The 25,522-nt window shown below is 52.9% G+C and carries 21 protein-coding genes and 4 pseudogenes; 13 read left to right on the top strand and 12 right to left on the bottom strand.

The genetic code is table 11. The features are described 5' to 3' along the window. Positions 1 to 10 precede the first annotated feature (10 nt). The 8 genes and pseudogenes from HU738_RS00965 to HU738_RS25895 all read left to right on the top strand — a co-directional run. The gene (locus HU738_RS00965) at positions 11 to 1,105 is read left to right on the top strand and encodes an NAD-dependent epimerase/dehydratase family protein (protein WP_186602021.1); all 1,095 of its coding nucleotides are present in this window, start codon (positions 11 to 13) and stop codon (positions 1,103 to 1,105) included. Between the two features lie 12 nt (positions 1,106 to 1,117). Beyond that, positions 1,118 to 2,068, top strand: a complete 951-nt coding sequence (locus HU738_RS00960) for a glycosyltransferase (RefSeq protein WP_186602023.1) — start codon at positions 1,118 to 1,120, stop codon at positions 2,066 to 2,068. Next, the gene (locus HU738_RS00955; protein ID WP_186602025.1) at positions 2,068 to 3,195 is read left to right on the top strand and encodes a glycosyltransferase family protein; all 1,128 of its coding nucleotides are present in this window, start codon (positions 2,068 to 2,070) and stop codon (positions 3,193 to 3,195) included. Before HU738_RS00960 ends, HU738_RS00955 begins: the two co-directional genes overlap by 1 nt. A gap of 75 nt (positions 3,196 to 3,270) precedes the next feature. Continuing rightward, positions 3,271 to 4,671, top strand: coding sequence for an MBOAT family O-acyltransferase (locus tag HU738_RS00950; protein WP_186602027.1), 1,401 nt, complete (start codon positions 3,271 to 3,273; stop codon positions 4,669 to 4,671). Then, positions 4,646 to 5,896 carry a hypothetical protein gene (locus tag HU738_RS00945; RefSeq protein WP_186602029.1) on the top strand — a complete coding sequence of 417 codons (1,251 nt, stop codon included), beginning with the start codon at positions 4,646 to 4,648 and terminating at the stop codon, positions 5,894 to 5,896. Before HU738_RS00950 ends, HU738_RS00945 begins: the two co-directional genes overlap by 26 nt. 5 nt (positions 5,897 to 5,901) lie before the next feature. Next, on the top strand, positions 5,902 to 6,810 hold the full coding sequence (locus tag HU738_RS00940; RefSeq protein ID WP_186602031.1) for a glycosyltransferase: 909 nt from the start codon (positions 5,902 to 5,904) through the stop codon (positions 6,808 to 6,810). A 244-nt stretch (positions 6,811 to 7,054) separates the two neighbouring features. After that, positions 7,055 to 7,481: pseudogene (locus HU738_RS00935) on the top strand (transposase); the annotation flags it as partial. Positions 7,482 to 7,632: 151 nt separating this feature from the next. After that, positions 7,633 to 8,473: pseudogene (locus tag HU738_RS25895) on the top strand (IS5 family transposase); the annotation flags it as partial. Between the two features lie 8 nt (positions 8,474 to 8,481). On the opposite strand, the pseudogene HU738_RS26245 reads toward HU738_RS25895, so the two are convergent. Continuing rightward, positions 8,482 to 8,834, bottom strand: a pseudogene (locus tag HU738_RS26245) (transposase); the annotation flags it as partial. Between the two features lie 395 nt (positions 8,835 to 9,229). Between HU738_RS26245 and HU738_RS00920 the strand changes: the two are divergent. From HU738_RS00920 to HU738_RS00900, 5 genes are all read left to right on the top strand, one after another. After that, positions 9,230 to 10,015 carry an ABC transporter permease gene (locus tag HU738_RS00920; RefSeq protein WP_225923369.1) on the top strand — a complete coding sequence of 262 codons (786 nt, stop codon included), beginning with the start codon at positions 9,230 to 9,232 and terminating at the stop codon, positions 10,013 to 10,015. Further along, positions 10,005 to 11,207: an ABC transporter ATP-binding protein gene (locus HU738_RS00915; protein ID WP_186602035.1), complete on the top strand. Its 1,203-nt coding sequence runs from the start codon at positions 10,005 to 10,007 to the stop codon at positions 11,205 to 11,207. Before HU738_RS00920 ends, HU738_RS00915 begins: the two co-directional genes overlap by 11 nt. Before the next feature lie 2 nt (positions 11,208 to 11,209). After that, a complete protein-coding gene (locus HU738_RS00910; protein WP_202884326.1) occupies positions 11,210 to 11,971 on the top strand; it encodes a TylF/MycF/NovP-related O-methyltransferase in 762 nt (253 codons plus the stop codon). After that, positions 11,971 to 12,597, top strand: a complete 627-nt coding sequence (locus HU738_RS00905; protein WP_202884327.1) for an acyltransferase — start codon at positions 11,971 to 11,973, stop codon at positions 12,595 to 12,597. Before HU738_RS00910 ends, HU738_RS00905 begins: the two co-directional genes overlap by 1 nt. Before the next feature lie 436 nt (positions 12,598 to 13,033). Then, positions 13,034 to 14,080, top strand: coding sequence for an acyltransferase family protein (locus tag HU738_RS00900; RefSeq protein ID WP_186602037.1), 1,047 nt, complete (start codon positions 13,034 to 13,036; stop codon positions 14,078 to 14,080). A gap of 44 nt (positions 14,081 to 14,124) precedes the next feature. On the opposite strand, the pseudogene HU738_RS00895 reads toward HU738_RS00900, so the two are convergent. The 11 genes and pseudogenes from HU738_RS00895 to ihfB all read right to left on the bottom strand — a co-directional run. Then, a pseudogene (locus tag HU738_RS00895) lies at positions 14,125 to 14,311 on the bottom strand (IS4 family transposase); the annotation flags it as partial. Positions 14,312 to 14,676: 365 nt separating this feature from the next. Then, positions 14,677 to 15,597 (bottom strand): glycosyltransferase, encoded by a 921-nt coding sequence (locus HU738_RS00890; protein ID WP_186602227.1) that lies wholly within the window; start codon positions 15,595 to 15,597, stop codon positions 14,677 to 14,679. A gap of 36 nt (positions 15,598 to 15,633) precedes the next feature. Next, the gene (gene rfbA / locus HU738_RS00885) at positions 15,634 to 16,524 is read right to left on the bottom strand and encodes a glucose-1-phosphate thymidylyltransferase RfbA (protein WP_186602039.1); all 891 of its coding nucleotides are present in this window, start codon (positions 16,522 to 16,524) and stop codon (positions 15,634 to 15,636) included. After that, positions 16,521 to 17,426, bottom strand: a complete 906-nt coding sequence (rfbD, locus tag HU738_RS00880) for a dTDP-4-dehydrorhamnose reductase (RefSeq protein WP_186602041.1) — start codon at positions 17,424 to 17,426, stop codon at positions 16,521 to 16,523. Before rfbD ends, rfbA begins: the two co-directional genes overlap by 4 nt. Further along, positions 17,423 to 18,499, bottom strand: coding sequence for a dTDP-glucose 4,6-dehydratase (gene rfbB / locus HU738_RS00875; protein ID WP_186602043.1), 1,077 nt, complete (start codon positions 18,497 to 18,499; stop codon positions 17,423 to 17,425). Before rfbB ends, rfbD begins: the two co-directional genes overlap by 4 nt. Positions 18,500 to 18,741: 242 nt before the next feature. Beyond that, complete coding sequence (locus tag HU738_RS00870; RefSeq protein WP_186602044.1) at positions 18,742 to 20,754, bottom strand: polysaccharide biosynthesis protein; 2,013 nt, start codon at positions 20,752 to 20,754, stop codon at positions 18,742 to 18,744. A gap of 92 nt (positions 20,755 to 20,846) precedes the next feature. Then, positions 20,847 to 21,866: an MraY family glycosyltransferase gene (locus tag HU738_RS00865; protein WP_186602045.1), complete on the bottom strand. Its 1,020-nt coding sequence runs from the start codon at positions 21,864 to 21,866 to the stop codon at positions 20,847 to 20,849. 155 nt (positions 21,867 to 22,021) lie between these two features. Further along, entirely contained in the window at positions 22,022 to 22,999 is a 978-nt protein-coding gene (locus HU738_RS00860) for an NAD-dependent epimerase/dehydratase family protein (RefSeq protein WP_367616150.1), read from the bottom strand. A gap of 199 nt (positions 23,000 to 23,198) precedes the next feature. After that, positions 23,199 to 24,644, bottom strand: a complete 1,446-nt coding sequence (locus tag HU738_RS00855; protein WP_186602046.1) for an MBL fold metallo-hydrolase RNA specificity domain-containing protein — start codon at positions 24,642 to 24,644, stop codon at positions 23,199 to 23,201. A 99-nt stretch (positions 24,645 to 24,743) separates the two neighbouring features. Continuing rightward, positions 24,744 to 25,007, bottom strand: coding sequence for a lipopolysaccharide assembly protein LapA domain-containing protein (locus tag HU738_RS00850; RefSeq protein WP_186602047.1), 264 nt, complete (start codon positions 25,005 to 25,007; stop codon positions 24,744 to 24,746). A 22-nt stretch (positions 25,008 to 25,029) separates the two neighbouring features. After that, the gene (gene ihfB, locus HU738_RS00845; protein ID WP_176507377.1) at positions 25,030 to 25,326 is read right to left on the bottom strand and encodes an integration host factor subunit beta; all 297 of its coding nucleotides are present in this window, start codon (positions 25,324 to 25,326) and stop codon (positions 25,030 to 25,032) included. Positions 25,327 to 25,522: the final 196 nt, after the last annotated feature.

The following is a 25,522-nucleotide window of genomic DNA, read 5'->3' as shown; positions in this document are numbered from 1 at the left end:
GGAATTTGAAATGACCGAAAATATTCTGATAACTGGCGGCGCAGGTTTCATTGGCTCTCGCCTCATCGCCGCACTCTTGAAGAAGAACCCTTCTTGCAAGATCTGGGTTTTTGACAACCTGCATCCCCAGGTTCACGGTGTCAACCCAGCGACGCCAGATCTCGGAACTGGCGTGACTTTCGTCAAAGGTGATGTCACCGATGCACAGGCCCTGACAGAGTGCGTTAAAGCCTCCAATCCGAACATCGTTTACCACTTGGCAGCGGAAACCGGCACAGGCCAGTCGTACGACGAACCAACTCGCTACTGCGCCGTTAATGTGATTGGCACCACCAACCTGATCGAAGCCTTGCGCACTCAGCATAACGTCAGCAAAGTCGTACTGGCGGGTTCCCGCGCAGTCTACGGCGAGGGTGGTTACGTCGATGCCAACGGGCTGGAGTTTGTAGGCCTCCCTCGTCAGCCAGAAGCGATGGAAGCCGGAGACTTTGCGGTTCCAGTTCCTGCCAATGCAGTGGCGCCGGCACGACCGATTGCAAGTCACGCCGGCCTCCCGCCCGCCCCTGCCTCTGTGTATGCATCGACTAAATTGATGCAGGAATATCTGCTCTGCCAAGCAGGTGAAGGCGCCCCGTGGGATGCGGTGATTCTGCGATTCCAGAACGTCTATGGCCCCGGCCAGTCGCTCCGCAACCCTTACACCGGCGTATTGTCTATCTTTGCACGGCAGATTTTGTCGGGCGCCGAACTGGCCATTTATGAAGACGGCGAGATCGCTCGGGATTTCGCCTATGTCGACGATATCGTCAGTGCGTTGGTCTTGGCTGGCGACGCCGACATCAAACACGGAACCATCCTCGATATCGGCAGCGGCGAGCCTGTTTCAATTCTTGAAATCTCGAAGATGCTGATGCGCGCCCTCGGCAAAAATGATGATGCATTCAAGGTCACGGGGGCTTTCAGGATCGGCGACATCCGCTACGCCTGCGCAGATATCACCGCAGCCAAGCAGGCCATGAACTGGATTCCTCGTATCAGCGTCCAAGAAGGCGTCATCCGATTGGCTGAATGGGCAAAAATCGAATACAGCAACGTACAGGATTAAGGAGGGCTTACCGTGTCCAATGATGAAGTCATCAGGGTCTACGTTGGCGTCGACCGATCCCAGCTTCTAGCGGTACCGGTTCTTGAGTACTCTATCAAACGCCACACCACGGCCAAGGTCGAAGTCATCCCGATGCTCGACTTGCCAGTACCCGTACCTGCCGATCCACGAAACGGGCAGCGCACCGGCTTCTCATTTAGCCGCTTCTGCATTCCGAAGCTTGCAGGCTACAAGGGCAAAGCCATTTACATGGACGCCGATATGCTTGTACTTCGTGACATCAGGGAATTATGGAACATCCCGTTCGATGGCGCAAAAATCATCATTCAGCAAGAAGTGAAGCATGCTGAGGATACGACTCAAAAGGTCGGCGCCCCTAAAGTTCGAAAAAAACAATGCGCAGTGATGCTGCTCGATTGCGATCGACTGGACTGGGACGTGGAAGAAATCGTCCGCGGCATGGATGAAGGGCGTTATGACTACGATCAATTGATGTCGGAACTGGTCATCCTTGATGAAGAGCATGTGAAGTATGGTGTGCCCTTTGAGTGGAACAGTTTGGAGCACTGGGACGAGGAAACTCGCCTGATCCATTACACCGACGTATACACGCAACCCTGGTCTGCATGCGGCAATAAATTTGCCTGGGTGTGGTTTAAAGAAGTGCGCCGGATGCTCGCCGACAAAAGCCTCACCGAAGCCGCCATTGCAGAGGAAATAAAACTCGGCTATTTCCGCCCATCGCTGATCAGGGATATCAAGTATCGCCATCTGATACCCGCTTTCATGCATAAAATTTGGGATGCGAAGAACGCCGCCTTCGATAGGCTATCGGGGTACATCCCTCACAAAGCAGTGTACGAGGCCAAGCGCAAAAGGCAGCAAGTTATCAAAGAATATGAAACCCAGCTCCAAGCCCGGGCGAATGCTGAAACTCGCGCTTCGAGAGAGGCCAGCCGTTGATGATCGCGTTTCTCAAATCCTTGATTAAAAGAGCGCCCGTTGATCGCACCGGCGACTTCGACATTTGCCACTCTGGCAACGTCAATAAACCGAACGTGCTGATCTTCACTGAACATGTGAACGCTACGTATTTCATAAGTTTTGATATTCCACTGAAAGAGATTCATCGCCGCGGTGAGATAAACTTCGCCGTCGCCTCGCAAAAGCTGGTGAAGAGCAAAGGGATAGGCGGACTGCAGGCGTGGAACACTTCGTTTCGCCCCGACGTCGTGATCATGACTCGCTATGGCCTGCCGCATGGGCGGCAGATTCTCGATTATTTCAAGCAGCAAGGCACCCCCGTCATTTACCACATAGATGACAATCTCCTGGAGATTCCGCATTCGCTGGGCGCCGAGATCCAAAAAGTTCAGGGAGCTAAAGAGGTGATTGAAGAGCGGCACTACCTGCTCGAAAGATGTGACCTCATTTATGCGTCGACACCGTATTTGGCCAATCACTTGCAACGGCTTTTCCCGGTACAATGTGTATTTCATGGCATGTACGCGCCCTACATGGCTGCCCACATCGGCGAAATCACCAAGCCTCAGCGCGACTACCAAATAGTAGGCTACATGGGTTCAAAGGGACACCAGGAAGACCTGGAGCTCGCAACGCCCTCCATCGCTCGACTTCTCGAGGAGCGACCTAATCTGCATTTCGAAGTATTTGGTACTATTCAGATGCCGAGCGATCTGCTCCGGTTCGGGGAGCGGGTCAAGAGCCACAAGGTCAATCAGGCATACAGCGGGTTCCTCGCTACCCTTGCCTCGCTGAACTGGGATATCGGTCTTGCACCCTTGGTGAACGAGTCTTTCAACCTTTGCAAGGCTCCGACCAAATTCATCGAGTATACGGCAGCCAGCATTCCAGTGGTCGCCTCGGACATTACGGTATACAGCCGGGTCATTCCTGAAGGTGGCGGTGTACTCGTGAAGGATAGCTGGTATGCATCCATTGCCCGCTTGCTGGATGCCCCCGAGCTCAGAGCTTCAAACTTGAAGACCGCCAGAGATTTTTGTCAGATTCACTTCTCGGAAAACACTCTGCAGCAGCAAGTCAAGCAGGTATTGAGCAAAGTGATGTAGCCACGCTCGTGACGATAGACCAGGCGACCCCTTCATCTTAGACCGAGCAGCTCATCAAAAAAGGAAAAGATACAAATGCTTTTCAACTCCATGGAGTATATAGCGCTCCTCGCTGCGACCTTGGCATGCTATTGGCTTTGCCCTTGGCTGAAGGGCAGGCAGTGGATTGTGCTGATCTCAAGTCTTTACTTCTATTTCAGTTGGAGCAAAGCCTTTGGCTTGATGCTTATCGGAGTAATAGCCATCAACTGGCTGATCGCTTCTCGTATTGCCTCTACCCGCAGCAGAGCATGGCTGATTGGCGCATGTGTCGCGAACCTGTTGCTGCTGTGTTATTTCAAGTATATGAACTTTTTCCTGGAAAACATCCAGGCAGTCGGAGAGCTCTATGACCCCAATTACCAGATTGGCTTGCTGAAGATCATCCTCCCCCTTGGCATCTCGTTTTATGTTTTCGAGCTGATTTCGTACCACGTTGACGTCTATACCGGTAAGTTCGACCACGAAAAAGACCCGGCAATTTTTGCCATTTTCGTCCTGTTCTTCCCGCATCTGATCGCCGGCCCCATTTGCCGGGCAGCCCAATTCTTGCCTCAAATAAAGATCAAGCAGGCACTGAATCTCTCTCACATCTATAATGGTCTCTACTATTTTGTTGCGGGCCTGGCGCTTAAATGTGGCATTGCGGACGGCCTGGCGCCATTCGTCAACGTGATCTTTAAGGATCCAGAGCACTATTCAGGCCTGGATAATCTGATGTCTGTCATCGGATTTGGCGTGCAGATCTTATGCGACTTTTGGGGCTACTCGCTGATGGCCCTCGGCGCTGCCCTACTCTTTGGCTACGTGCTGCCATACAACTTCAATGCCCCTTACGCCTCTGCATCCATTAAAGATTTCTGGCGTCGCTGGCACATCACGCTGAGCAACTGGTTGCGCGACTATCTCTACATCGCTCTCGGTGGATCCAGAACATCTGCAGAGTGGAAGACGCTCCGCAATTTATTCCTCACCATGCTGCTAGGCGGACTCTGGCACGGTGCGAGCTGGAATTTTATCATCTGGGGTGGCATTCAGGGCGGAGCCTTGGTAGTCCAGCGTCTATTCGAAAAACTTCATCCGCAGACCTACGCCCGGAGGCTACTCAACCTTCCCGGGTTATCATGGCTGCTGACGATGACCGTGGTTTTCTTTGCCTGGATATTCTTCCGTGCTGCAGACACGCATTCAGCGTTTGCTACAATTGGCACAATATTGTCAGCTACCCCAGGGTGGAGCCAAACTAAAATTGCCCCTGTCTTCTATGAACTACTGCTAATTTATCTGCCGCTACAATGGCTGATACACAAGACGACTTACCAATTCGACATAACAAACCTCAAAGCCCTCCAATGCGCTATGACGTTCATGTCGCTAGCTTTGTTCTCTTACATCTATTATGTAGACGGCAATGACTTCATATATTTTCAATTCTAAGAGCGAAAAGCTCACACACTACAAACTGATAAAACTATATGCCCTGACCTTGACTTTGGTTGGCGCTGGCTTTCTCATTGCAGAAATGGCGGTGCGGCATTACTTCGACCACGAAGACACTTATACCGAGACGGTATCTGAGCTCATTGCCCGCCTCCCCACGTCGACCATATCCGATCGAGAGGTAGGTAACCAGTTACTCGCCCAAAACGTCGCACTTTTCAGTACCTACCCAACCCCCAATGATGTTACGGTGGGTTATGTAGGCACTTCAAGGACCAAAATTCTCCAGCCAAGCCATTTAGGATTGGAGGGTAGAGTTGTAGGCGCAGGAAATACCTATAATGAAATCTCCTACGGTCTCATCTTGCAAGCGGAGATTTTACGCCTACGATTCCCAAATCTAAAAACCTTGTATGTCGAGACGTCACTCTTACTCAGACGGCCTGGTCGTTTCATGGTCGAACCTGATCATCTGAAATACCTTCCACTACTGCTATCGCTAAAACCGCTCTGCAGCGAGCAAAAGAAAATCCTTGGTTGTACTGCAGTGTTCGCAGGCGCTCAAACCCGCCTACAGCAAAATAAAGTCAGTTGGCACCTCGCTATTCATCAATACCGAAACCATCTTAGATTTTCGTCTTTGTTGGCTGACTCGGCAAAGGAGATACAAGCTCAAAATGACCCTTTATTGAAAACACTGACATCTAAAGGCGAGCGAAATGACAGGTTTCCTCCGATAACGCCTACGGCGAAGCTTCTTCCGGAAATTAGCAACGACCACATCAAAGTCCAACGTCTGCGTGACATTCCAAGCAACGCTCCTTGGGACGGACTCTTCGACATGTTTGCCGAATGGGGAAAGGATCACGCCATCCAGATCGTATTCTATCAACCACCAGTACGCTCGGATCTCTATAACTTTCAGAAGCAGTATGGGCTCGAAGAGCATGTACGCGACTTGAAGCGCACCTCATCGAAATACGAGGTGCCATTCATAGATCTTGACAAGCCGGAGGTCGGGCTGATGCAAGACTGGTCATTGTTTAATGACGAGGACCACTTGGGCACATGCAAAGGCAGCACGTTGATGATGCTGGCTCTGGAGCAGGGTATTGCTGACTTCAAAAACAGCAAAGTACTTGCGCCTGAGATTCAACGCACCCTGCTTGATCAAAAGCTTGAGGCATCTGGTGCCTGCGTAGATAACCAGATCTTTAAGTGACTGACATGGATGAGACAATGGCACTTACTCCGAATAACCAAAAGCCGGTCCGCGTTTTTGTAGCTGCAACTCCAGCCGAATGGCTACCCATGAAAGTTCTGGAGTTTTCAATTCTAGAACATACAGATCTGCCAGTTGAACTGTCGGCAATCTATACACACTCAAGGACCATTCCTACCCCCAAAGATCCGGCCAACAGGGCGCGAACGCCATTCTCCTTCCAGCGTTTCCTAATCCCGGAGCTTTGTAATTTCCAAGGTAAAGCAATTTATCTGGACGCTGACATGCAGGTGTTCCAAAACATTGATGGCCTCTGGAACAGCCCGTTCAATGGAAGTGATCTACAAACGGTTGGCAGTGCTGCGGGTGAGCGTCGCTCACAATTCAGTGTCGTGCTGCTAGACTGTGCGCAATTGAACTGGAGGATCGAGGACATTGTCGAGAAACTTGACAGTGGCACCCTTAACTACCAGTCCCTCATGTTTGACATGAAGGTAGCCAAGTCAATTTCCTATAGTATTCCAGAAAAATGGAATTCACTTGAGCACTTCGACCAGGATCATACATGCCTGCTCCATTATACTGACATGAACACTCAGCCGTGGATCTCGCTAAACAACCCGAACGGTCACCTGTGGATCGCGTGCCTCAAACGAGCACTCGCACAAGGCTTCATTACACAAGATCAACTGCGCCATGAAATAGCGCAAGGCCACGTACGACCATCGTTGATCAGTCAAGTGTCAAGTGCAACGATAGAGACTTGGAGGCCTTCGCTCACCGATACCTGGCGAGACTTATGCTTTACGCCTCCTTTTTACGCAATTACGTTGTCAAGCAAAGGTGCAATCCGAACAGGCCTGTCTAAGCTCTCACGGGCAATGCAAATACTTAAGCTGGCTGCAGTCAGGTAAACGCTATATGCCCACCCATTCCACCCTCTCATCTAATTATCAATGTTTATCTCCCTCGTGATCAGGCCGCCACGGCTGCGGCCTACCACGTGATCGACGGGCTTGTCATGCCCTGTTCATCGAGGCCCCGGACACACCCAAGCATTAAATGGTCGCTTAGGTTAGGCAACCCGAATCGCCCTTGGTTTCCTAGACTCCTTCAAGCCTCATAATGAGGCCCAAACAGGAGGTGCCATGTGTCGTCATGCGTTACAACGAAGAATTCAAAATCGAAGCGGTCAAGCAAGTGACCGATAAAGGCAAATCTGTCGACGATGTCGCTCAGCGCTTGGGCATGTCCCTGCACACCCGTGACGCGTGGATCAAGGTCTACAGCAAGCCCCAAGAGCAGCGTTAGCAAGACGAAGATCAGCTGGCCGAACTGCTCAAGCTGCCCGCTAAGCTCAAGCGCGTGTCGGAGGAGCGAGACATCTTAACGAAGGCCGCCGCGTACTTGGCCAAGGAGTGCCGCTGAAGTACGCCATCATCAAAAAACACTAGACGGATTACCCAGTGCGTCGCCTTTGCCAAACCCTCAATGTGCATCACAGCGGCTACAACGCTTGGCTGACCGAGCCTCAATCTATCCGAGGCAAAGAAGAGCAACGCTGCTTGGCTTGATCAGGCATGACTGATTAGAAAGCGGAGGTGCATGGCAATCACAAAATTCACGATGACCTACGAGAGCTAAGCTCTGTACGAAACCCCGAGAAACCCAATCGCCACGCCTTGGACGCTGAGATTTTGTAGAGTCCCGCGCCATCGACAGAGAGTAACTCCGTGATGGTAAAGCGTTACCAACTCTCGGAGGAGGCCTAGGGAGTTGTCTCCGAGTTCTTCACCATGGCCGAGGGCACCTACGCCTTAGCGACAGGCTGATGCTCGATGGCGTGCTCAGGGTGCTCTATTCGGCGGCTGCGTGGCGCGACATACCTGAGCGCTTCGGCCCGTGGTCAATGGTGTATCAACGGTTTCTGGGTTGGCGAAATCAGGGCACAGTCGATCAGATGCTCAAATGCCTGCGCCTGAGATTGAACGAGCAGGGTTTGATCGATCTGCGAACCTGGATGATCGATTCAACCGCAGTACGCGCAACCCGAGCCTCATCTGGCGCTGGAAAAAGGGGGCCTTACGAGCCTGCCGATCACGCTTCAGGCGCAGTCGCGGTGGCCTGACAACTACAAATCCACATGCTCTGCGACGCCAATGGAACACCGTTACGCTTCCTTCTTTCTGGCGGTCAAGCCAGTGACATCAGCTACGCCCAGCCTCGGCTGGACGAGTCAACATTCCCTCAAGCCAACGTGGTCGTCCGCGTAAAGGCCGTAAACGGCTGCTTGCCGACAAGGGCTGCGACGCCGAAGGCTAACGCCGCTACTGCGATCAACATCGTATGCAGCCGTCGTCCCGCTGCGCTCAATGAAGCTAAAACCCAAGCCTGACTTACCCAACTGTTTGATCGGCCAAAGTACCGGCAGCACAACATCATCGAGCGTATGTTCGGCTGCCTGAAAGAGAATCGCAAAATCGTGACACGCTTCGACAAGCTGCAAAAAGCTATGCCGCCATGGTCTCACTGGCTCGTTCCATGCGGTGTCTGCAACAAGTTTTTCGTGCAGAGCCTAGCATGTTGGAGATACCGGTCATGCCTATGACCTCGACCAGTTTATCCACCGAGCGCGTTGAGACGCCTTGGATGCGGGCGTCTGGATCACCGCCGTCGTTGCTTTCTCGGCGGTACGTCGAGTCTCAAGAAAGCCAGGAAATTAGATGCCCTGCCGCAGCTTGGGGATATCCCAGCTCAACGTCACCGGCGCAGATTTGCCAGATGCGCTCAAGGTAGCCGTTGCGTCTGCTTGTCCGGTCTGGGCGTTTGACAGCGTAACCCGCACCGCATATGCCTTCGACATCGAATTTCATCATACGCTGGGCAACGAACTGGACCATTGCTTGAGTAGACCAGCACCTACCCATTCCACGGCCAACTCGGTCTACACGACAGGGGGCTTGGTCATCGTGGCTTCCCAGGTGAGGGCTTGGTCTTCGCAAACTCAATGGGACAACCTCCTTCGCCCGCAGGACGCCTTCGGCTGGTTCAGTTACACCACTTCTAGGGACACGACGATCGCTTCAAAAGATTGTGTGCTCAGCGTGGTAGCCAGTGTCCAGCCACCTATGGCTCGGCGGGGACATAAGGTCGTTGGCCGCATTTTGCTTCTGCGTGGCTGTACTGGCCATCCAAGGCTGGAATGCATTGACAAGCGGCTCGACTCTGACAGTCCAGGTGTCAGTCCGAATCGCTTTTTTTGTGCCATTTCCTATACAATCCCGCGCCTGCGACAAGTGCGAATGGCCGTTCTGTTGTTTTTTTGGGGGGTGTATGAGGCTAGGAGAGTGCTTTAGACTGGCTTGGGACTTGGCAAGGCGGGATTTACAGGCCAAGTATAAAAGATCCCTGCTGGGTATTTTTTGGATGTTTCTGACACCACTGTGCTTGCTGTGTGTTTACACAGTTGTATTTGGTGGAATATTTAAAATTAGTTGGCAGCAGCCGGGGACGGATGTTTCTATTGGCTTTGTATTGCCTTTTTTCATCGGACTCTCCATCTATCTGTTACTTAGTGATGTCATAAACTCATCTACAGTACTGTATTCTAGTAAGCGAACCTATGTGGCGAAGTCACCCTTCCCCTTATGGGTGCTGTGGCTCGCCAATCTGATGCGCGCTTACACTCACGGTCTCGTGTATGCGGTCATTGTGTTGGTCTTGTGTGTTTGGTTTTCGGTTATCGCTTTGCAGAATTTAGCGTGGGCGTCCATCTTGTTGGTGCTTTCGCTGGTCATCATTTCTGCGGTATCCTTGGCTTTGTCCATAATCGGCCCATTCATTGGTGATATTTCAGAGGCTATGCGGTTGTTGATGCGAGTGCTCTTTTATGCAGCGCCGATTTCTTATCCTGTCAGCCTAGCGCCGGAGTCGTATCGTTTTCTGCTGTGGCTGAATCCTTTGACTGTCATCGTGGAGCCTCTTCGGGAAGCGCTGGTGTTTGGTCACGAGCCTTCTTCAACCGTGCTGGCCGCTTTATTGGCATCTGCGGTTGTGCTATGGACGCTATCTGTCTGGCTGTTCAATAGGATCAAGGGGGTCGTAGCCGATGTCGTCTAAGCTAAACGGCGATCACTTGCTGCTCGCCGCTGAGAATGTGAGCAAGCGTTACGCCAGCTCCCGGAAGCCAGCAACCGTATTTTTTGATGCGCTTTTCAAGAGAACCTCGCGGTCGCTCGGCGGCAAGAGAGTTTTGGATGGTATCAGTCTGTCGGTCCGCGGCGGTGAGACCGTCGGTATCATTGGGCGCAATGGTGCCGGTAAAACCACGTTGCTGGGTATTCTTGGTAATGTGATTGAACCGACCGAGGGGAAGGTCAGCAGGCATGGCCGCATTGCGACCCTTTTAGGGCTTACCGCCGGTTTCAACATGAGCTTTACTGGGCGTGAGAATGCTTATCTCTTCTGCAGTATTCAGGGAATCAACCGTGAGGCCACCGATCGCAGAATAGACGATATCATCGAATTCGCCGACCTTGGAGAGTACTTCGATCAGCCACTGCGTACTTACTCTTCTGGCATGCAGTCACGCCTGGCCTTTGCTTGTGCCGTGCACGTTGATGCCGACCTCATCATCATTGACGAGACATTGGCGGTCGGAGACGCCAGTTTCCGGATGAAATGTTATGAGCGTATCCGAAAGATGCGTGACTCCGGACAGACGTTTTTGCTAGTCACCCATAACCAGAACCTGTTGGCTAATTTTTGTACTCGCGCAATCGTGATTGAGGGCGGAAAAAAAGTTCATGATGGCACGGTCTTCGAAGCCATCGAGGTTTACAAGAACATACGCAGTGAGCATGAGCCGAAAAATAATTCGTCAAAATCCTCAACTGCGAAAACTGGAGTGGTTGCAAAAACCATTCGAGATTTTTCCCTTGACTTTGATTCGGTAACTAATCAGTTCGTTTTCAACGGCACCTTCACCGCTCCCCGCGCCGTGGAATGTATAGCGTTTAATTTTGGCATCCGAAATAGCTCGGGGATTTCGGTGTGCGCTATTGATGGCTCAGAAGTAGGCCCAATGTTGCGCGATGTTAAAGAAGGCGACAAATACAAACTTTCGTTTTCTTTTAACAATCGACTGCTGGGGGGCAAATATTTCTTCAGCTACATAGTCAACGAAGTTGTTGGAGATGCTGCGATACCTATCGAAATGTCACAAAATTTCTTTAGTTTTGACGTCGCTTCAGTGTCGGGCCAAACTGGTATCATCGACCTGGGCTTGGCGCTTTCCAGTTCTAAGGTGTGAGAATGTCTGTCAGCAAGGCAAAACCAAAAAAAATCAAGTTCAACGCTTCTATGCCGTTTCCAAATGTCCCTCCGTTCTCTGAGATTTTCTTTGAGCGGGTGCCGGTCTTGCATGGTTTTCAGATCGCGATTGCCAATTACCTCCATGCCGAGCGCCAGCGAAAAGAAAAGAACCCTTGGGGTGGCTTTCTCTGGCGCAGAGGCGTTCGTCGGCTGACTTCATTCAATGCTGTCGAATGTGGTGTCTTCACCGGTAGTAGTCTGGTGGCGTGCGCCAAGTACGCATCTGAAAGCGGTATTCCACTCAAGATGATCGGACTGGATACGTTCGCTGGCCTTCCGCCTCTTTCCGAACAGGACAAATTGCTTGCCCCCGAAGATGCCGTCTACCGGAGCCAGACGCTATTTACTGAGACTTCGCGGGCCGGCGTGCAAGCGCTTGTTGATGCGGCTGGCCTGACTGATCAGGTTGAGCTGATGGAAGGCCTCTTCAGTCAGTCTCTTCCATTGCTAGAGGAGCGGAAGTATCACTACGTCAACATCGACTGCGACCTGTTCGAACCTCATATCGAGTGCTTGGAGTATTTCTATCCTCGTATGGTTCGAGGAGGAGTGATTTTCTTTGATGATTACAATTCCGTGAACTACCCGATGGCAGGAAAAGCTATTGATCAGTTCTTTCGCGACAAACCGGAGAAGTTGGCGCAACTCAGATACGGCGACGACGCTCCGAACAGAACCAAAGCCTACATTGTGAAATATTGATGCTTTCCATTCTATCGAAGATAAAGCAGCTCTTGTCTGCGCACCCTAAGAAGGAAGAGAGGCCGACGGTCACGCTGGGCGAGGGCGTGCAGGTCGCGCCCGATGCCTGCTTCGAAGGTCACATCGAGAATATCTTGATCGGAAGGAGAGTGGTAATCAAGTCGGGTGCAAGGCTGATCTGTACGAATGCCGAAGCCAAGATAGTTATCGGAGATGGAAGCATCATCCAGCATGGTGCCATCTTGGAGACCGGACCAGGCGGCCAGATAACGCTAGGGAAGTCAAACTCGGTTAACCCTTATTGTGTACTGTACGGACACGGTGGGTTGAAGATGGGCGATTATGTGCGGATCGCAGCGCACACAGTCGTGATTCCTGCAAATCACATCTATCAGGATCCGACGGTACCTATAGCCAAACAGGGCCTCCAAAAAAAGGGTATTCAGCTAGGAAATGATATCTGGGTTGGCACAGGATGCCGCATCCTAGACGGGGTCACTGTTCAAGACGGCGCTATCATTGCTGCCGGGGCGGTCGTCAATAAGTCTGTTGAACGAGGCGGGATTGTGGGAGGGGTGCCGGCGAAGTTGATCAAGTATCGCCCTGGTTATGAAAAAGACGGCTAATTTTAATGCGCTGCAGTCGTTGGCAGCCACTAAAAGACCTGAGTGGAAATGTTCGGCATGGCGATGTCGTGACCACTGGCGGTTCAATGATCTTATATCTTGTAGCTACCTCCGAGCTTCATAATGAGCCCCCCTTTGAGAGGTGCGATGAGCAGACAGCATTGCCATGAAGAATCCAAGATCGGAGCGGCCATGGCTGTCCCGCTGCCGGCAACGTAAGGAGGCTGACTGCACGGGGCGGTGTGAGAGGTATTGTTTTGAGGCACCGTCCAAAGCCCGGAAAACCAACGACTGTGAAGCTCCCAAAGCCGGTAAGCGATGGATCGTAAAACGGCTGCGCTCAGCTGAACAGCTTCACACCTTAAGCGAGCTTGGACTAATGCATTGGTTGGTGCCATGATGTCGGCCTTTCAACAAAACCATGGTCTCTTGTCGCATGAGATACAACCTTCATTCAAAAGCGATTGATGCGCTACGAGGAATCGCTGCTGCCGCCGTTTTTTTTGATCATTCAGATACGTCTGGCCTTGCAACCAATGCCTGGTTTGAAGCACACAAGGGGCTCATGGGCGACTTTGGAGTTTATGTTTTCTTCTGCCTAAGCGGGTACTTGATTTGGCAGTCTGGCACACGCCTCGTCGGAAAACCAGATGGGATCAAACTCTACGCCATACATCGACTCACGCGTTTAGTTCCGCTATACCTGATAAATTTGCTTTTCGTTACTGTCGCAATTGGCTATATCGGTAGTCGATGGACACCCGATTACGATGCCTGGGTCGTATTCCGACATCTTATTTTCTCACAGGACTTATACCCTTCCGTTTCAAGAGGCATCAACCCTGTTCTGTGGACGCTCACCCATGAGGCATTGTTTTATATTTTAGTGCCAATTATGTTGATGGCCGGCATTCGAAATAAATACATGATTCTAGCTGCCTCGTTAACCATATACGCAGTGTTCCTGTCCTACGGTTGGTTGGAGTACTTCAAGTTCGCGCAAATTTTCTATGCTTTTGCCTTAGGGATATTCATTGCCGATGCGAGCAGCAAGGCACGGTTTGTTGTCTGCTTAGCATCCATTTCATTAGCGATTTACGCCTGTTTCGATGCCACAATGCATCCCTATGTCGGGCGCATAATAGCTATCGCCTTTGCGCTATCCTGCATCTCACTGACAAAGGGCAAGGAATGCAACCAGATGGCATCACAACTGATGTCACCACTTGTATTTCTAGGCGTCATTTCTTATAGCATGTATATCTGGCATTACCAGATTATTTATGTCGTTGAGTACTATTACCCCTTCTTTAATCGACACGTACCTGGTTGGTCGCAGTACGGAATTATCAGCGGAGTAATACTATGCTCCATCTGCATTCTTTTCTCTTATGCTTCCTATGTGTTTATAGAAAAACCATCGATGGGAAGACTCCGGGTTGCTATGGAAAATAAGACGGGAGCACGAACCGCACTTGCTTGACATGCGTTTTAGATGTTTAAAGCCCGATAATAGCGTTATGCTGCTCACTTAAGCGGAGCAGCATTACGATCCGCCGGATACCGGATTTTGGAAATCTTCACCGTCTTTGTCCTTACTGACCTTGAGCGGTGATCCAGAAACATTCCCCTCCAATACCTCCTCGCGGTTCAGCCAGCCTTTTGCCCGTTGCTAACACCGATTGGCCGCCGACATGAAGATTAAGTGCATAGCAGGAAGGTTTGGCAGTCTTCGACCGAGGACGCCTGCGGCAGGCGTTTCAGTAATCAGTATTGAAAAAATGGGGTGACGATAGATTTTCAACTTTTGCGTTGGGTCGCATCATGGTTAACGGCCCCAGAAAGTCGGGAGCACAAGGGTTTTCAATGCGACGGTTATGGGAGGCTTATATTGTATTCGCGTAGGGCTTGGGCGTCATAGCCCTTGCCGGCCAGAAACTACTTGTACTTTATACCAAGGCGACCACACTTGGTCATCGGGATCCTGACAGTTTTCGAGGAGCAAAACGGGCATCGATACTGGAAGGTAATCACTCTTGCATCGCCTGCCAGCCAATGCGCCCCACACAGTTAATCGCATCAAGCGATCTTGCCGAATAGCGCTATCACAATGCATAAAGCCGCAAAGACCAGCTGATCCCGACGCCGCCGCCTGCAATCCTTCAACCGCACGGCCAGTTTCAAAATTGAAATTCGCCCGGAAAGTCCCGGACGTTTCGATACGTTATTACAGTTTTCGGTAGTTAGCTCGCAGATAAGCCTTACTTGAGAAAACCACCAACCATTCAGAACCTGCCTGAGGCGCGAGATTGCCGAAGCGACACCTGAATTCACCCCCACCTGATTCCCTGCATGCTGGCGATAGTCCATCCCCGGCACACTGTCGATAAACCATTTGAACCCAGCGCTACGCGCAAATGCGTAGCAAAACCAATCGTGCAGTGCAATGCTTTGAACTTTGTGCCAGTGCTTTACAATCGTTTCCTTGAGCGCAGAGGCCAATGGCTGCGTAAGCACGTAGGTGCAACCAGGCCCGGCGGCCTCGAACCAGTGATCCCACTCTACCTGCGGCTGCGCCTTATCTACCAGTATACGGCGGCCGCTTGGCCAGAAAGCAACGACATTGCTGGAGTAACCATCGATTCCACCCAAGCGTAGCTTGTTCACTGCGCGCTCGAGTTTTTCGGGGTACCAGATATCATCCTGATCGGCAAAAGAAACATAGTCAAAATCCGAGAAATCGACATCCCGAATAAGGCGGAAAAAATTACGAGCAGCCCCACCGAACGGCCCAGAAGCCGGTAGCAGTTTTACGCTGGGGTTATTCTCTGCGTATTTCGAGCACCACGCTTCAGTGCCATCGGTGGACGGGTCGACACTAATGTAAACACAGACATCGACATTGGTTTGCGCAACGATGGACGCGAGTTGTTCCGCTATCCATGACATGCCGTTATAAGCAGCCAGCAGCACCGCAACCCGGGGGGTGTTATCGTTCATGCTGCCGGTCACTTATCTTCCTCTGCAGATGGCGACTCAGAGTTCGCCAACCTCGAGCAACTTCTGAAGGTATTGGCCGTAGCCAGTCTTTTTCAACTTCTCAGCCTGAGAGACGACCTGCTCCTTGGAAATCCAGCCATTGGCAAAGCCAATCTCTTCCAGACACGCTACTTTCCAACCTTGGCGCTGTTCAATCGTGTGAACGAAGTGACTCGCCTCAAGCAATGACTCATGAGTGCCAGTGTCCAGCCATGCAAAACCGCGCCCCAGCATCTGGACTGTAAGAGACCTTCTCTCCAAGTAAGCACGGTTGACATCAGTAATCTCAAGCTCGCCACGCGCAGAGGGCTTGATACCCTTGGCGATCTCAACCACGTCGTTATCGTAGAAATACAGGCCTGTCACGGCATAATTGGACTTCGGCTTAGCAGGCTTCTCTTCGATACTTAAGGCCCGACCGTCTTTGTCGAACTCAACGACTCCGAAGCGCTCCGGGTCATTAACGTGGTAACCGAAAACAGTCGCACCTTCCTTCTGCTCTGCGGCTGCGCGCAGATTGTCCGAGAAATGCTGGCCGTAGAAAATATTATCACCCAGGATCAGGCAGCAAGGATCATTACCGATGAACGCCTCACCAATAATAAACGCCTGCGCCAGACCATCCGGGCTTGGTTGCTCTGCGTACGTCAGCTGGATGCCATATTGGCTTCCATCACCCAGCAACTTGCGGAACGCCGGCAAATCTTCCGGTGTCGAAATAATGAGAATTTCCCGCATACCCGCCAACATCAGAACCGAGAGCGGATAGAAAATCATTGGCTTGTCGTAGATCGGCAGCATCTGCTTCGATACACCCAAAGTCAGAGGGTGCAAACGCGTGCCCGAACCGCCTGCCAGAATTATTCCTTTTCGATTGACTGCATTCATTTATTCAAGATTTCCATGAGCATTCGAGTCACACCAACTTCCCAATCCGGGAAATGCAGGGAGAAAGCATCGCGAAGCTTTTTCGTATCCAAGCGTGAGTTCAACGGACGACGGGCGGGTGTCGGGTACTCTGTAGTCACGATTGGATTGATCGTCTCCACTGCCAGGCACTCGCCGTTCGCGCGCGCGAACTCAGTGACGTAAGTCGCGTAAGCATGCCACGACGTTTCACCGGCAGGAGCCAGATGATAGATGCCAGACAAGCCTGGGTCGATCAGCGTCTTTTGCAGCGCATGCACTGCAACATCTGCCAGTAGCTCAGCACTGGTCGGCACACCGACCTGATCTGCAATGACGTTGAGCGTCTGCCGCTCCTTGGCAAGACGCAGCATGGTCTTGGCAAAGTTGTTGCCCCTTGCGGCATAGACCCAACTGGTGCGGAAGATCAGATGCTTGCACCCTGAAGCAACAATCAGTTGCTCGCCTTCCAGCTTGGTTTCGCCGTAATGGTTCACCGGCGATACTTGATCGCTTTCCTGCCAGGCGCGAGTGCCAGTGCCGTCGAATACGTAGTCTGTGGAGTAATGCACAAGCAGTGCATCCAGCTCTTTCGCCTCTTCTGCCATTACCTTGCTGGCCAAGGCATTTACCGTACGAGCGAGCTCACGCTCCGACTCAGCCTTATCTACGGCTGTATAAGCCGCCGCATTCAAAATCACATCCGGCGCCACAGCACGGATTGTTTCACGTAACCCGACAAGATCCGACAGGTCACCGCTGAGCACGCCATAGGGCGTTCGCTCCGGATGACGACTCAGCGCGATGACCTCACCGAGCACTATCAAGGCCCGCTGCAACTCCCAGCCAACTTGCCCGTCCTTACCAAGTAATAGAATCTTCATTTCTTTTCAGCACGCGCCGTATAGTTCTTGTCGATCCACTGCTGGTAGCTGCCGCTCTTGACGTGAGCGACCCACTCCGCGTTGTCGAGGTACCATTGTACGGTCTTGCGAATACCCGATTCGAAGGTTTCTTCCGGCACCCAGCCCAACTCACGTTGAATCTTGCTGGCATCAATCGCATAGCGCAGGTCGTGACCCGGACGATCGGTAACGTATGTCACCAGATCATAATGGGGACAGAACTTAGAGCCAGGAAGCAACTCATCGAGCAATGCGCAAACTGTGCGCACAACTTCAATATTCTGTTTTTCGTTGTGACCACCGATATTGTAGGTCTCACCAATTTCCCCTGTCGTTACCACCTGATACAACGCGCGAGCATGATCTTCGACGAACAACCAGTCGCGAATTTGATCACCTTTGCCATAAATCGGCAGTGGCTTGCCTTCCAGAGCGTTGAGAATCACCAGCGGGATCAGTTTTTCAGGGAAGTGGAATGGCCCGTAGTTGTTCGAGCAGTTGGTAACCAGTGTCGGCAGGCCGTAAGTACGGGCCCAGGCACGTACCAGATGGTCGGAACTTGCCTTGCTCGCCGAATACGGGGAGCTTGGTTGGTATGGTGTCGTTTCAGTGAAGAGATCTTCCGGCCCCTCCAGGTCACCGTAGACTTCGTCAGTTGAAATATGGTGGAAACGGAAAGCTGATTTACGCTCCTCGGCGAGACCTGCCCAATAGCCACGAGCGGCCTCCAACAAGGCATAAGTGCCAATGATGTTGGTCTGGATAAACTCCGACGGGCCGCTGATCGAGCGGTCAACGTGGGACTCGGCGGCCAGGTGCATAACCGCATCGGGCTGGTGCTCACGGAACACTCGATCCAGCTCCTCACGGTTGCAGATATCGACGTGCTCGAAGGCGTAGCGAGGATCCTGATCGACCGACTGTAAGGACTCAAGGTTTCCTGCATAAGTGAGCTTGTCGACATTGACAACGGAGTCGGTGGTATTGGAAATGATATGTCGAATGACGGCTGAACCAATGAAGCCTGCACCGCCTGTTACTAAAATCTTCACGAGAAATCTACCTTGAGGGCCTTACAGGCATCAAAAATGCTTAACCTATCCATGTAAGCACCAGCGCAAATTATGCGCCGGCAGCTACGGCGATATTTGCACCCCATGCGCCACTTTGGGCAAGCGTATTTAGACGATAAATCAGCGGCAGATTTTACCTTGATATCTGCCGTCCACGAAATCTATTTGTTACGCCGGCCTACGACATCCGAACTTAGTACGGCAGTGCCCGTAAAGGCCACTCATGAGTCGAGCCTGCGTTGCGCATGAATCCAGTCGACAATATCACCATCAGGCGCGTAGCCGCTGACCGTCTCTCGCAATAGCTGGCGTACGTGCCCATAATCATCCTGGGAAATGGCGGACAGCAGAGCCGCAAGCCTCTCCTTGAGCACCTCCCAAGATAGGCAATCCTCATGTGCGGACATGATCATGGGGTGCTGCGTACTCGCCACATGGTCACCGATCAATAGCTCTTCATACAATTTTTCACCAGGACGCAGCCCCGTGAATTCGATTGCGATGTCGCCTTGGGGATTGCGCTCTGAACGCACACTCAAACCCGACAGATGGATCATCTTCTCGGCAAGTTCGACGATTCGGACCGGCTCTCCCATGTCGAGCACGAAGACCTCACCCCCACGCCCCATTGAGCCTGCCTGAATCACCAGTTGGGCCGCCTCGGGGATCGTCATGAAATAACGAGTGATTTTCGGATGGGTAACGGTCAGCGGCCCTCCTAGCTTGATCTGCTTATGGAACAAAGGGACAACCGAACCCGAAGAGCCCAGTACATTCCCGAAACGGACCATGGTGAAGCGCGTTTTATTGACTCGGGCAACTTTGCTAGAATCTTGGAACATCACCGGCGCCACCTCCCCGCTCAAAGCCTGCAGGATCATTTCCGAGAGTCTTTTGCTGCTCCCCATTACATTGGTCGGCCGCACCGCCTTGTCCGTGGAAATCAGGACGAAATTCGCCACACCAGCTTGCAGCGCAGCTTGAGCTGCGTTCAGCGTCCCGATGACATTATTGAGCACGCCCTCAGCCATGTTGTGCTCAACCATCGGCACATGTTTGTAGGCAGCCGCATGGTAAACAGTATCAATATGCCAGGACTTCATGATGTCCAGCAGATGTGATTGATTGCGAACCGACCCGAGAATCGGCAACAAGCGAATCGACAGCGATTCGCGCGCGATACGCTGCTCCAGCTCACTGAGAATACTGTATAGATTGAACTCGCTATGATCGAACAGCAGAAGCGTCCTGGGGCCAAGCCCGACGATCTGCCGACACAACTCCGAGCCGATCGATCCGCCCGCTCCCGTCACCAGCACCGCTTTTTTCGTAATACATCGCTCGAGCAGATCCGCCTGCGCAGGGACCGCATCCCGCCCCAGCAAATCTGCGATGTCGACATCCTGGATGTCATCCACCTTTACCCGCCCGCTCGCCAAGTCGGCAAACGCCGGCACACTACGCACATGCAAGGGGAACGGTTCGAGAAACTCGAGAATGTCACGTCGACGCCCACGCGAAGCCGATGGAAGCGCCAACAGGACTTCCTGCACCCCAGTCTCGTCAATCAACTGCTGTAGATGCTTGGGCTTGTAAACCTGCAAACCGGAGATAACCCGCCCCGAGAGCTCACCATCGTCGTCGATGAAGGCCACAGGGCGCATAACACGCCCCATGCGCAGCGCCGCAAGCAATTGATTGCCCGCTGTTCCTGCACCGTATATGGCTACCTTGGTCAACCCGTCATCCCTGCCGATGAACGGCACTGCATGGCTGCCATTAAACCAATCACCCATGAAGTAATGGCGCATCACCAGCCGTAAGCCACCGATAATGACCAGACTTAGCCACCAGTAATTGAATATTATCGACCGCGGCACAAGCACCTTATGGTTGCTGTACCAGAAGACGACCACTGAAAGAATCAGTGACGAGAGACTTACCGCCTTAATGATCGCGATCAACGCATCGTTACCGAAATAACGCATCACGGCGCGATACATTCCGAATCTAGTAAATAGCGGTATCGCTACGACAGGGGCGCAGGCGAACAACCAAGGGTGCGCCCTGAGCGGACCTGCGGGGTCCTCTATGCCCAGTCGCACCAGAAACGATAGCCACAAGGCTAACCATATAAGCAGCACATCGGTGACCACTTGAATGAGCCGTTTCTGCCGCCTCGGGCGCCCAACCAGGAACACTCGCACCTTGTCCAACAGGTTATCGCCGCTCATCGACTCCTCCCTGCACATGGCGCAGAAACAGCAAACGTTCAATCGCTTTTTTCATTGAAGCATCTTTCCATCCATAGCGCCGCTTATCCAATTCAAACATCAGCCTCTCGCTTTCCTGCTTGAAACTTAAAAGCCAGCATCACCAGCGGCGCGTATCCCAACAACACGCCCACTCCCCCGTCCAGGCCAAATACAGCGGTACCCAAGGCTATCGGCAGCAACCAGCAAAGGTTGATCAGCAATACGAACACCGTGACCGGCAGATGCCTACCGAACTGTCGTGAAGCATACTGGTATGCATGACTTCGATGAGCCTCGTAGACCTTGTCCCCACGCAACAACCGCCGCAGCAAGGTCACCGTGGCATCGACAACGAACACACCCATGAGAATCAGCCAGCACCAGAACAGCTCAGGCCTGAACGTTGCGGCATGTAGCGACAACACGCCAAGCGCTATCCCCAAAAACCCACTGCCGGCGTCACCCATGAAAATCCGCGCTGGCGGAAAATTCCAGCATAGGAAGCCAGCCGCGGATAGTGCAAGCAACAGCGGCGCCCAGATATCTGACGAGTGGCCAGTAAGCCCGTAAAGCAGGCATGCCCCGACACAGCAACTAATCGCCTGAACACTGGCAATGCCATCAATACCATCCATGAAGTTGTATAGATTGAGCATCCAGACGAGATATAGCAGTCCCAGAACGGTACCCACCCCCCCCAATTCGACAGACATGCCAAACACCATCAATGCGGGCATACCACCGAGCCAGTAGAGCGCCCAGGCAGCCGCCATGAAATGACCAAGTAAGCGCCAGCGTGCATCGATGTGCCCATGATCATCCATGAAGCCGATGACGGCCACCAAGGAGCCCGCCCCGCCCAGAGCCAGGCAGGCATAAAGCGGAACCTGGCCGAGCCATCCTAGAAGCGCCAACGCTGCTAAAAAGGTCAGGACAATCGCAACCCCGCCACCCCGCGGCGTAGGCGTTTTGTGTGAACTGCGCGAATTGGGAATATCCAGCAGACTCTGTGACAGGGCATACCGCCGCAGCGCTGCCGTCAAGGCAAAGGAGAGGGCAAAAGTAATAGGGACCAGCCAAGCGAGGCTCATTGTCGGCGCGTTTCCAGAAGTGTTGTGCAATCAGTTTCAAGCCCTCTTCCAGGCCGATTCGGCGGCCCCCAGCCCGGCAAGGGCGTCGGCCAGCCGCCAAACCTATCACATTCAGAGCGCGTTCACATTCGCTTACATCCACGAGCGGCCTGCGGCTAAAAGGCCGACGGATGCTTAGACCCAGCCCTGAACTTCTTCCCAGCTTCCTCCAGCGACTGGCGGGTGCTCATGCTTGGCGTCCATCGCAACAAATCGCGCGCCTTGCTCGAGTCAACCTGAAGCGAGCCGAAAAGCTGGATGTACATGTTTCTCCTACCCATCACCGCAGCCAGCCAGGCAATAACGAACTGGGGAAATGCAAACAGCCAACGCCGAAAACCCATACCCAGGGCCAAGTGACGGACCATTTCCTCAGTTGAAATATCATCCCCGTCACTGACCAAGAACACTTGATTGGCTGCACGCGGGCTTTTCAGACAGACCTCGATAAAACTGATAAGGTTGTGCAAAGAGATCAGGCTACGCCGATTACGTGCTCCCCCCAACGGCAGGGGAACTGGATAGGATATCAACTTCATCAAACGCGCAAAGTTACCCGGCGCATGCGCTGCAAAAATCATAGGAGGTCGAATTATGACAACTTCCATGCTTCCCGGACCAATCAGTTCGAGCAATCCACATTCTGCCTCGTATTTAGACTGCGCGTAGGGTGAATGCGGCGCGACCGGACTCAACTCAGTAAAGGCCTGCCCATAAGTCTGCGCGCCATTAACGCCAATGCTGCTGATAAAAACAAAGCGCTTGACGCCGGCCGTCGCAGCCTGTCGAGCCAAATTTAGCGTACCCGCCGTATTGATTTTCCTGAACTCGGCGAGAGAATCTACAGCGCTGTCATCCATTATGTGCGCGCGCGCAGCAAGATGGACAACCACATCGATTTCAGCCAGCGCCAGCCTCCAATCGGTCGCACTGCTGATATCACCGACTTGAACCGACTCGGTGATAGGCATCTCGCTCAAGGAGCGCAGCGCTACTCGTATTTGCAGTTCACTTTCTAGGCACAACTGCTCGACCAGCGCCCGGCCAACAAAGCCAGAAGCACCTGTAACCAAGACTCTCAATGCACGACTCACTCTGTTGTCAAATCAGATAACCAGCACTTCTACAGGGTACAGCTCAAATGAACATCAGTCCTTCAGTCACTCACAAAACAAGCCGATGTCTCATTCTTCGAATTGATAATTATTAGCAAATGCACCATCAATGGCATAATGATATCAAATTTAGACTTGCACCGCTTACTCGAACACCAATTTCACAACCCAAACACTTTCAGGCAATACTGACAGCAGTCGCATGCTTGATATGCGCAGCTCGAGATTTTAAGGCACCAGCCAACGCATGCTTGGCTTCTAGCTCACCATGCACAAGCAACACCTTGCCTGGCACCATTCGCTGCCCGATTGCAAAGCTCACCAATCCCTCCTGATCAGCATGCCCCGAATACCCCGCCAAGGTAATTACCTTGGCGCGGATTTCATACATCCGACCATCAAGATCAATCTGCACAAATCCCTCCGCCCCCTCACTCGCCTGTATCACCGCCCCCGGCGTCCCCTTCGCCTGATACCCGACAAACACCACCTCATGCCGCGGATCCCCCAGCATGGCCTTGAGATAATTGACAATCCGCCCGCCCGAGCACATGCCATTGCCGGCAATCACGATCGCCGGCCGCCCAGTGCTTTTTAGGTAGCTCACCACCTTCTGATGCTTGGCATGGGTGTCAACGCACACCAACTGGGCAAACCCCAGCGGCGCCCTACCCTCCTCCAGCCGCTGCCGAGCTTCGTGATTCCAGTATTCATGCAGTTCGCGGTAAGCCTGGGTGATGCGCTGGGCCAGCGGCGAGTCCAAGATAACTGGCAAGCGCGACCAGTCGATCGCCTGCAGCGGGTCGTCGCCTTGGGCTTCACGAGTCTCACTGAGCAGCGCCTTGCGGTGGAGGATGTCTTCGATCTCGTACAGCAACTCCTGGGTGCGCCCCAGGCTGAAAGCCGGAATCAGAATGGTACCGTTGTCGGCCAGCGCCCGATCTATGACGGCTTCGAGTCGTTGCTGGCGGTCACTACGGTCTGCATGCAGCCGGTCACCGTAAGTGCTCTCCAGCACCAGCACATCGGCTCGCTCCGGGGGCTGAACGGGGCGTAACAGTGGATTACCGGGCGCACCCAAGTCGCCCGAAAATACGATGCGTGAGCTGGCTTCCCGCCCTTCAGTGCGCACATCGCACTCCACATAAGCCGAGCCAAGCAGATGACCGGCACGCTGCAGGCGAATGGAACAGGCCACCCCGCCCTGCTCTACGACGCAATGCCACTGCTCGAAAGGAAGCGGAACGATAAGACGCTGCAACAGCGCCAGGTAGCGGTCTACCTGGACGGGGTCAGCGCTGATACCCAGCTTGTAGGCATCTTCCAGCACCAACGGCAAGAGCCTGGCCGAGGGCTCGCTACACAAAATAGGCCCACGGAAACCAGCGGCCAGCAACGCCGGGATGCGGCCAACATGGTCCATGTGGACGTGAGTAATGACGAGCGCCTGGATACCCGTGATATCAAAGCCAAGAGGCGCAAATTCCGCGCCTGGAGAGGCCTCACGCCCTTGCTCGAGGCCACAATCGATCAACACGCTGGTTGTCGGGTCAAGATGAAGCTGATGGCACGAACCGGTGACGCTCCGGGTACCACCATGATGGGAAAGGGAGGGAAATTCCATACTGCTGCACGCTCACCAAGACCGGAAATGAAGTACCTATTACTCCATTTCGGTGGGCGCACGGATAGGTGAGAAATTCCTACATGGGCGTAGGAATTTTCATCTTTCGCTCAGTACCGCCTGACGTGCCGATGCGCGGATCTTGCGCTTGCTGCGTTGCACGCCGTAGGCCCCCAGCAGCGGGCCAACGGCCAAGCCAACCACCAAAGCAGCCAGCACCGGCACCGCTACCGGCATCGCCGGCGCCGTCCAGCCGAATAGTACCAGCGCCACCGCCTGTTGGTTCTCCAATACGAAGAACAGCACCACAGCCGCCAACAGCAGCACGAACAACACCGCCAGGGCGCGCTTGAGGTTACGCATCAGGTTGCTCCTTCCTTATGACTCAAGAGTGCTCGTGCTCTTCTTCGTTCACCCGGTCCCGCAGCTCTTTGCCCGGCTTGAAGTGCGGTACGAATTTACCTTCGAGCTCGACCGACTGACCGGTCTTGGGATTGCGACCTACCCGCGGGGCGCGATAGTGCAAGGAAAAACTGCCAAAACCGCGGATCTCGATGCGATCGCCAGTGGCCAGGCATTGGGACATCTGTTCAAGCATGGTCTTGATGGCCAACTCCACGTCCTTGGACGAGAGCAGCCCCTGATGGGTGACAATACGTTCGATCAGCTCCGACTTCGTCATATTTTTCCCTTCGTTATCAAGCAGCTAGATCATTGCTTAATCAGTTTGTAGCACGCTCGGAGGGATTTGAACAGGGTGGTTCTTGACTTAATAAAAAAATTCAAGATTGGCGTGTTAGGAAATAAGCACATCAGGACTGGGGGCGCGCCAGCCTGAATAGAAATCCAGGCAAAAAAAGGGGTGGCCCGAAGGCCAC

Origin of the sequence: Pseudomonas vlassakiae, from assembly GCF_014269035.2 — a bacterium.
Classification (GTDB): Bacteria; Pseudomonadota; Gammaproteobacteria; order Pseudomonadales; family Pseudomonadaceae; genus Aquipseudomonas; species Aquipseudomonas vlassakiae.
Note: the sequence above shows the minus strand (reverse complement) of the source record. Positions and strands in the feature narration are given on the sequence as shown.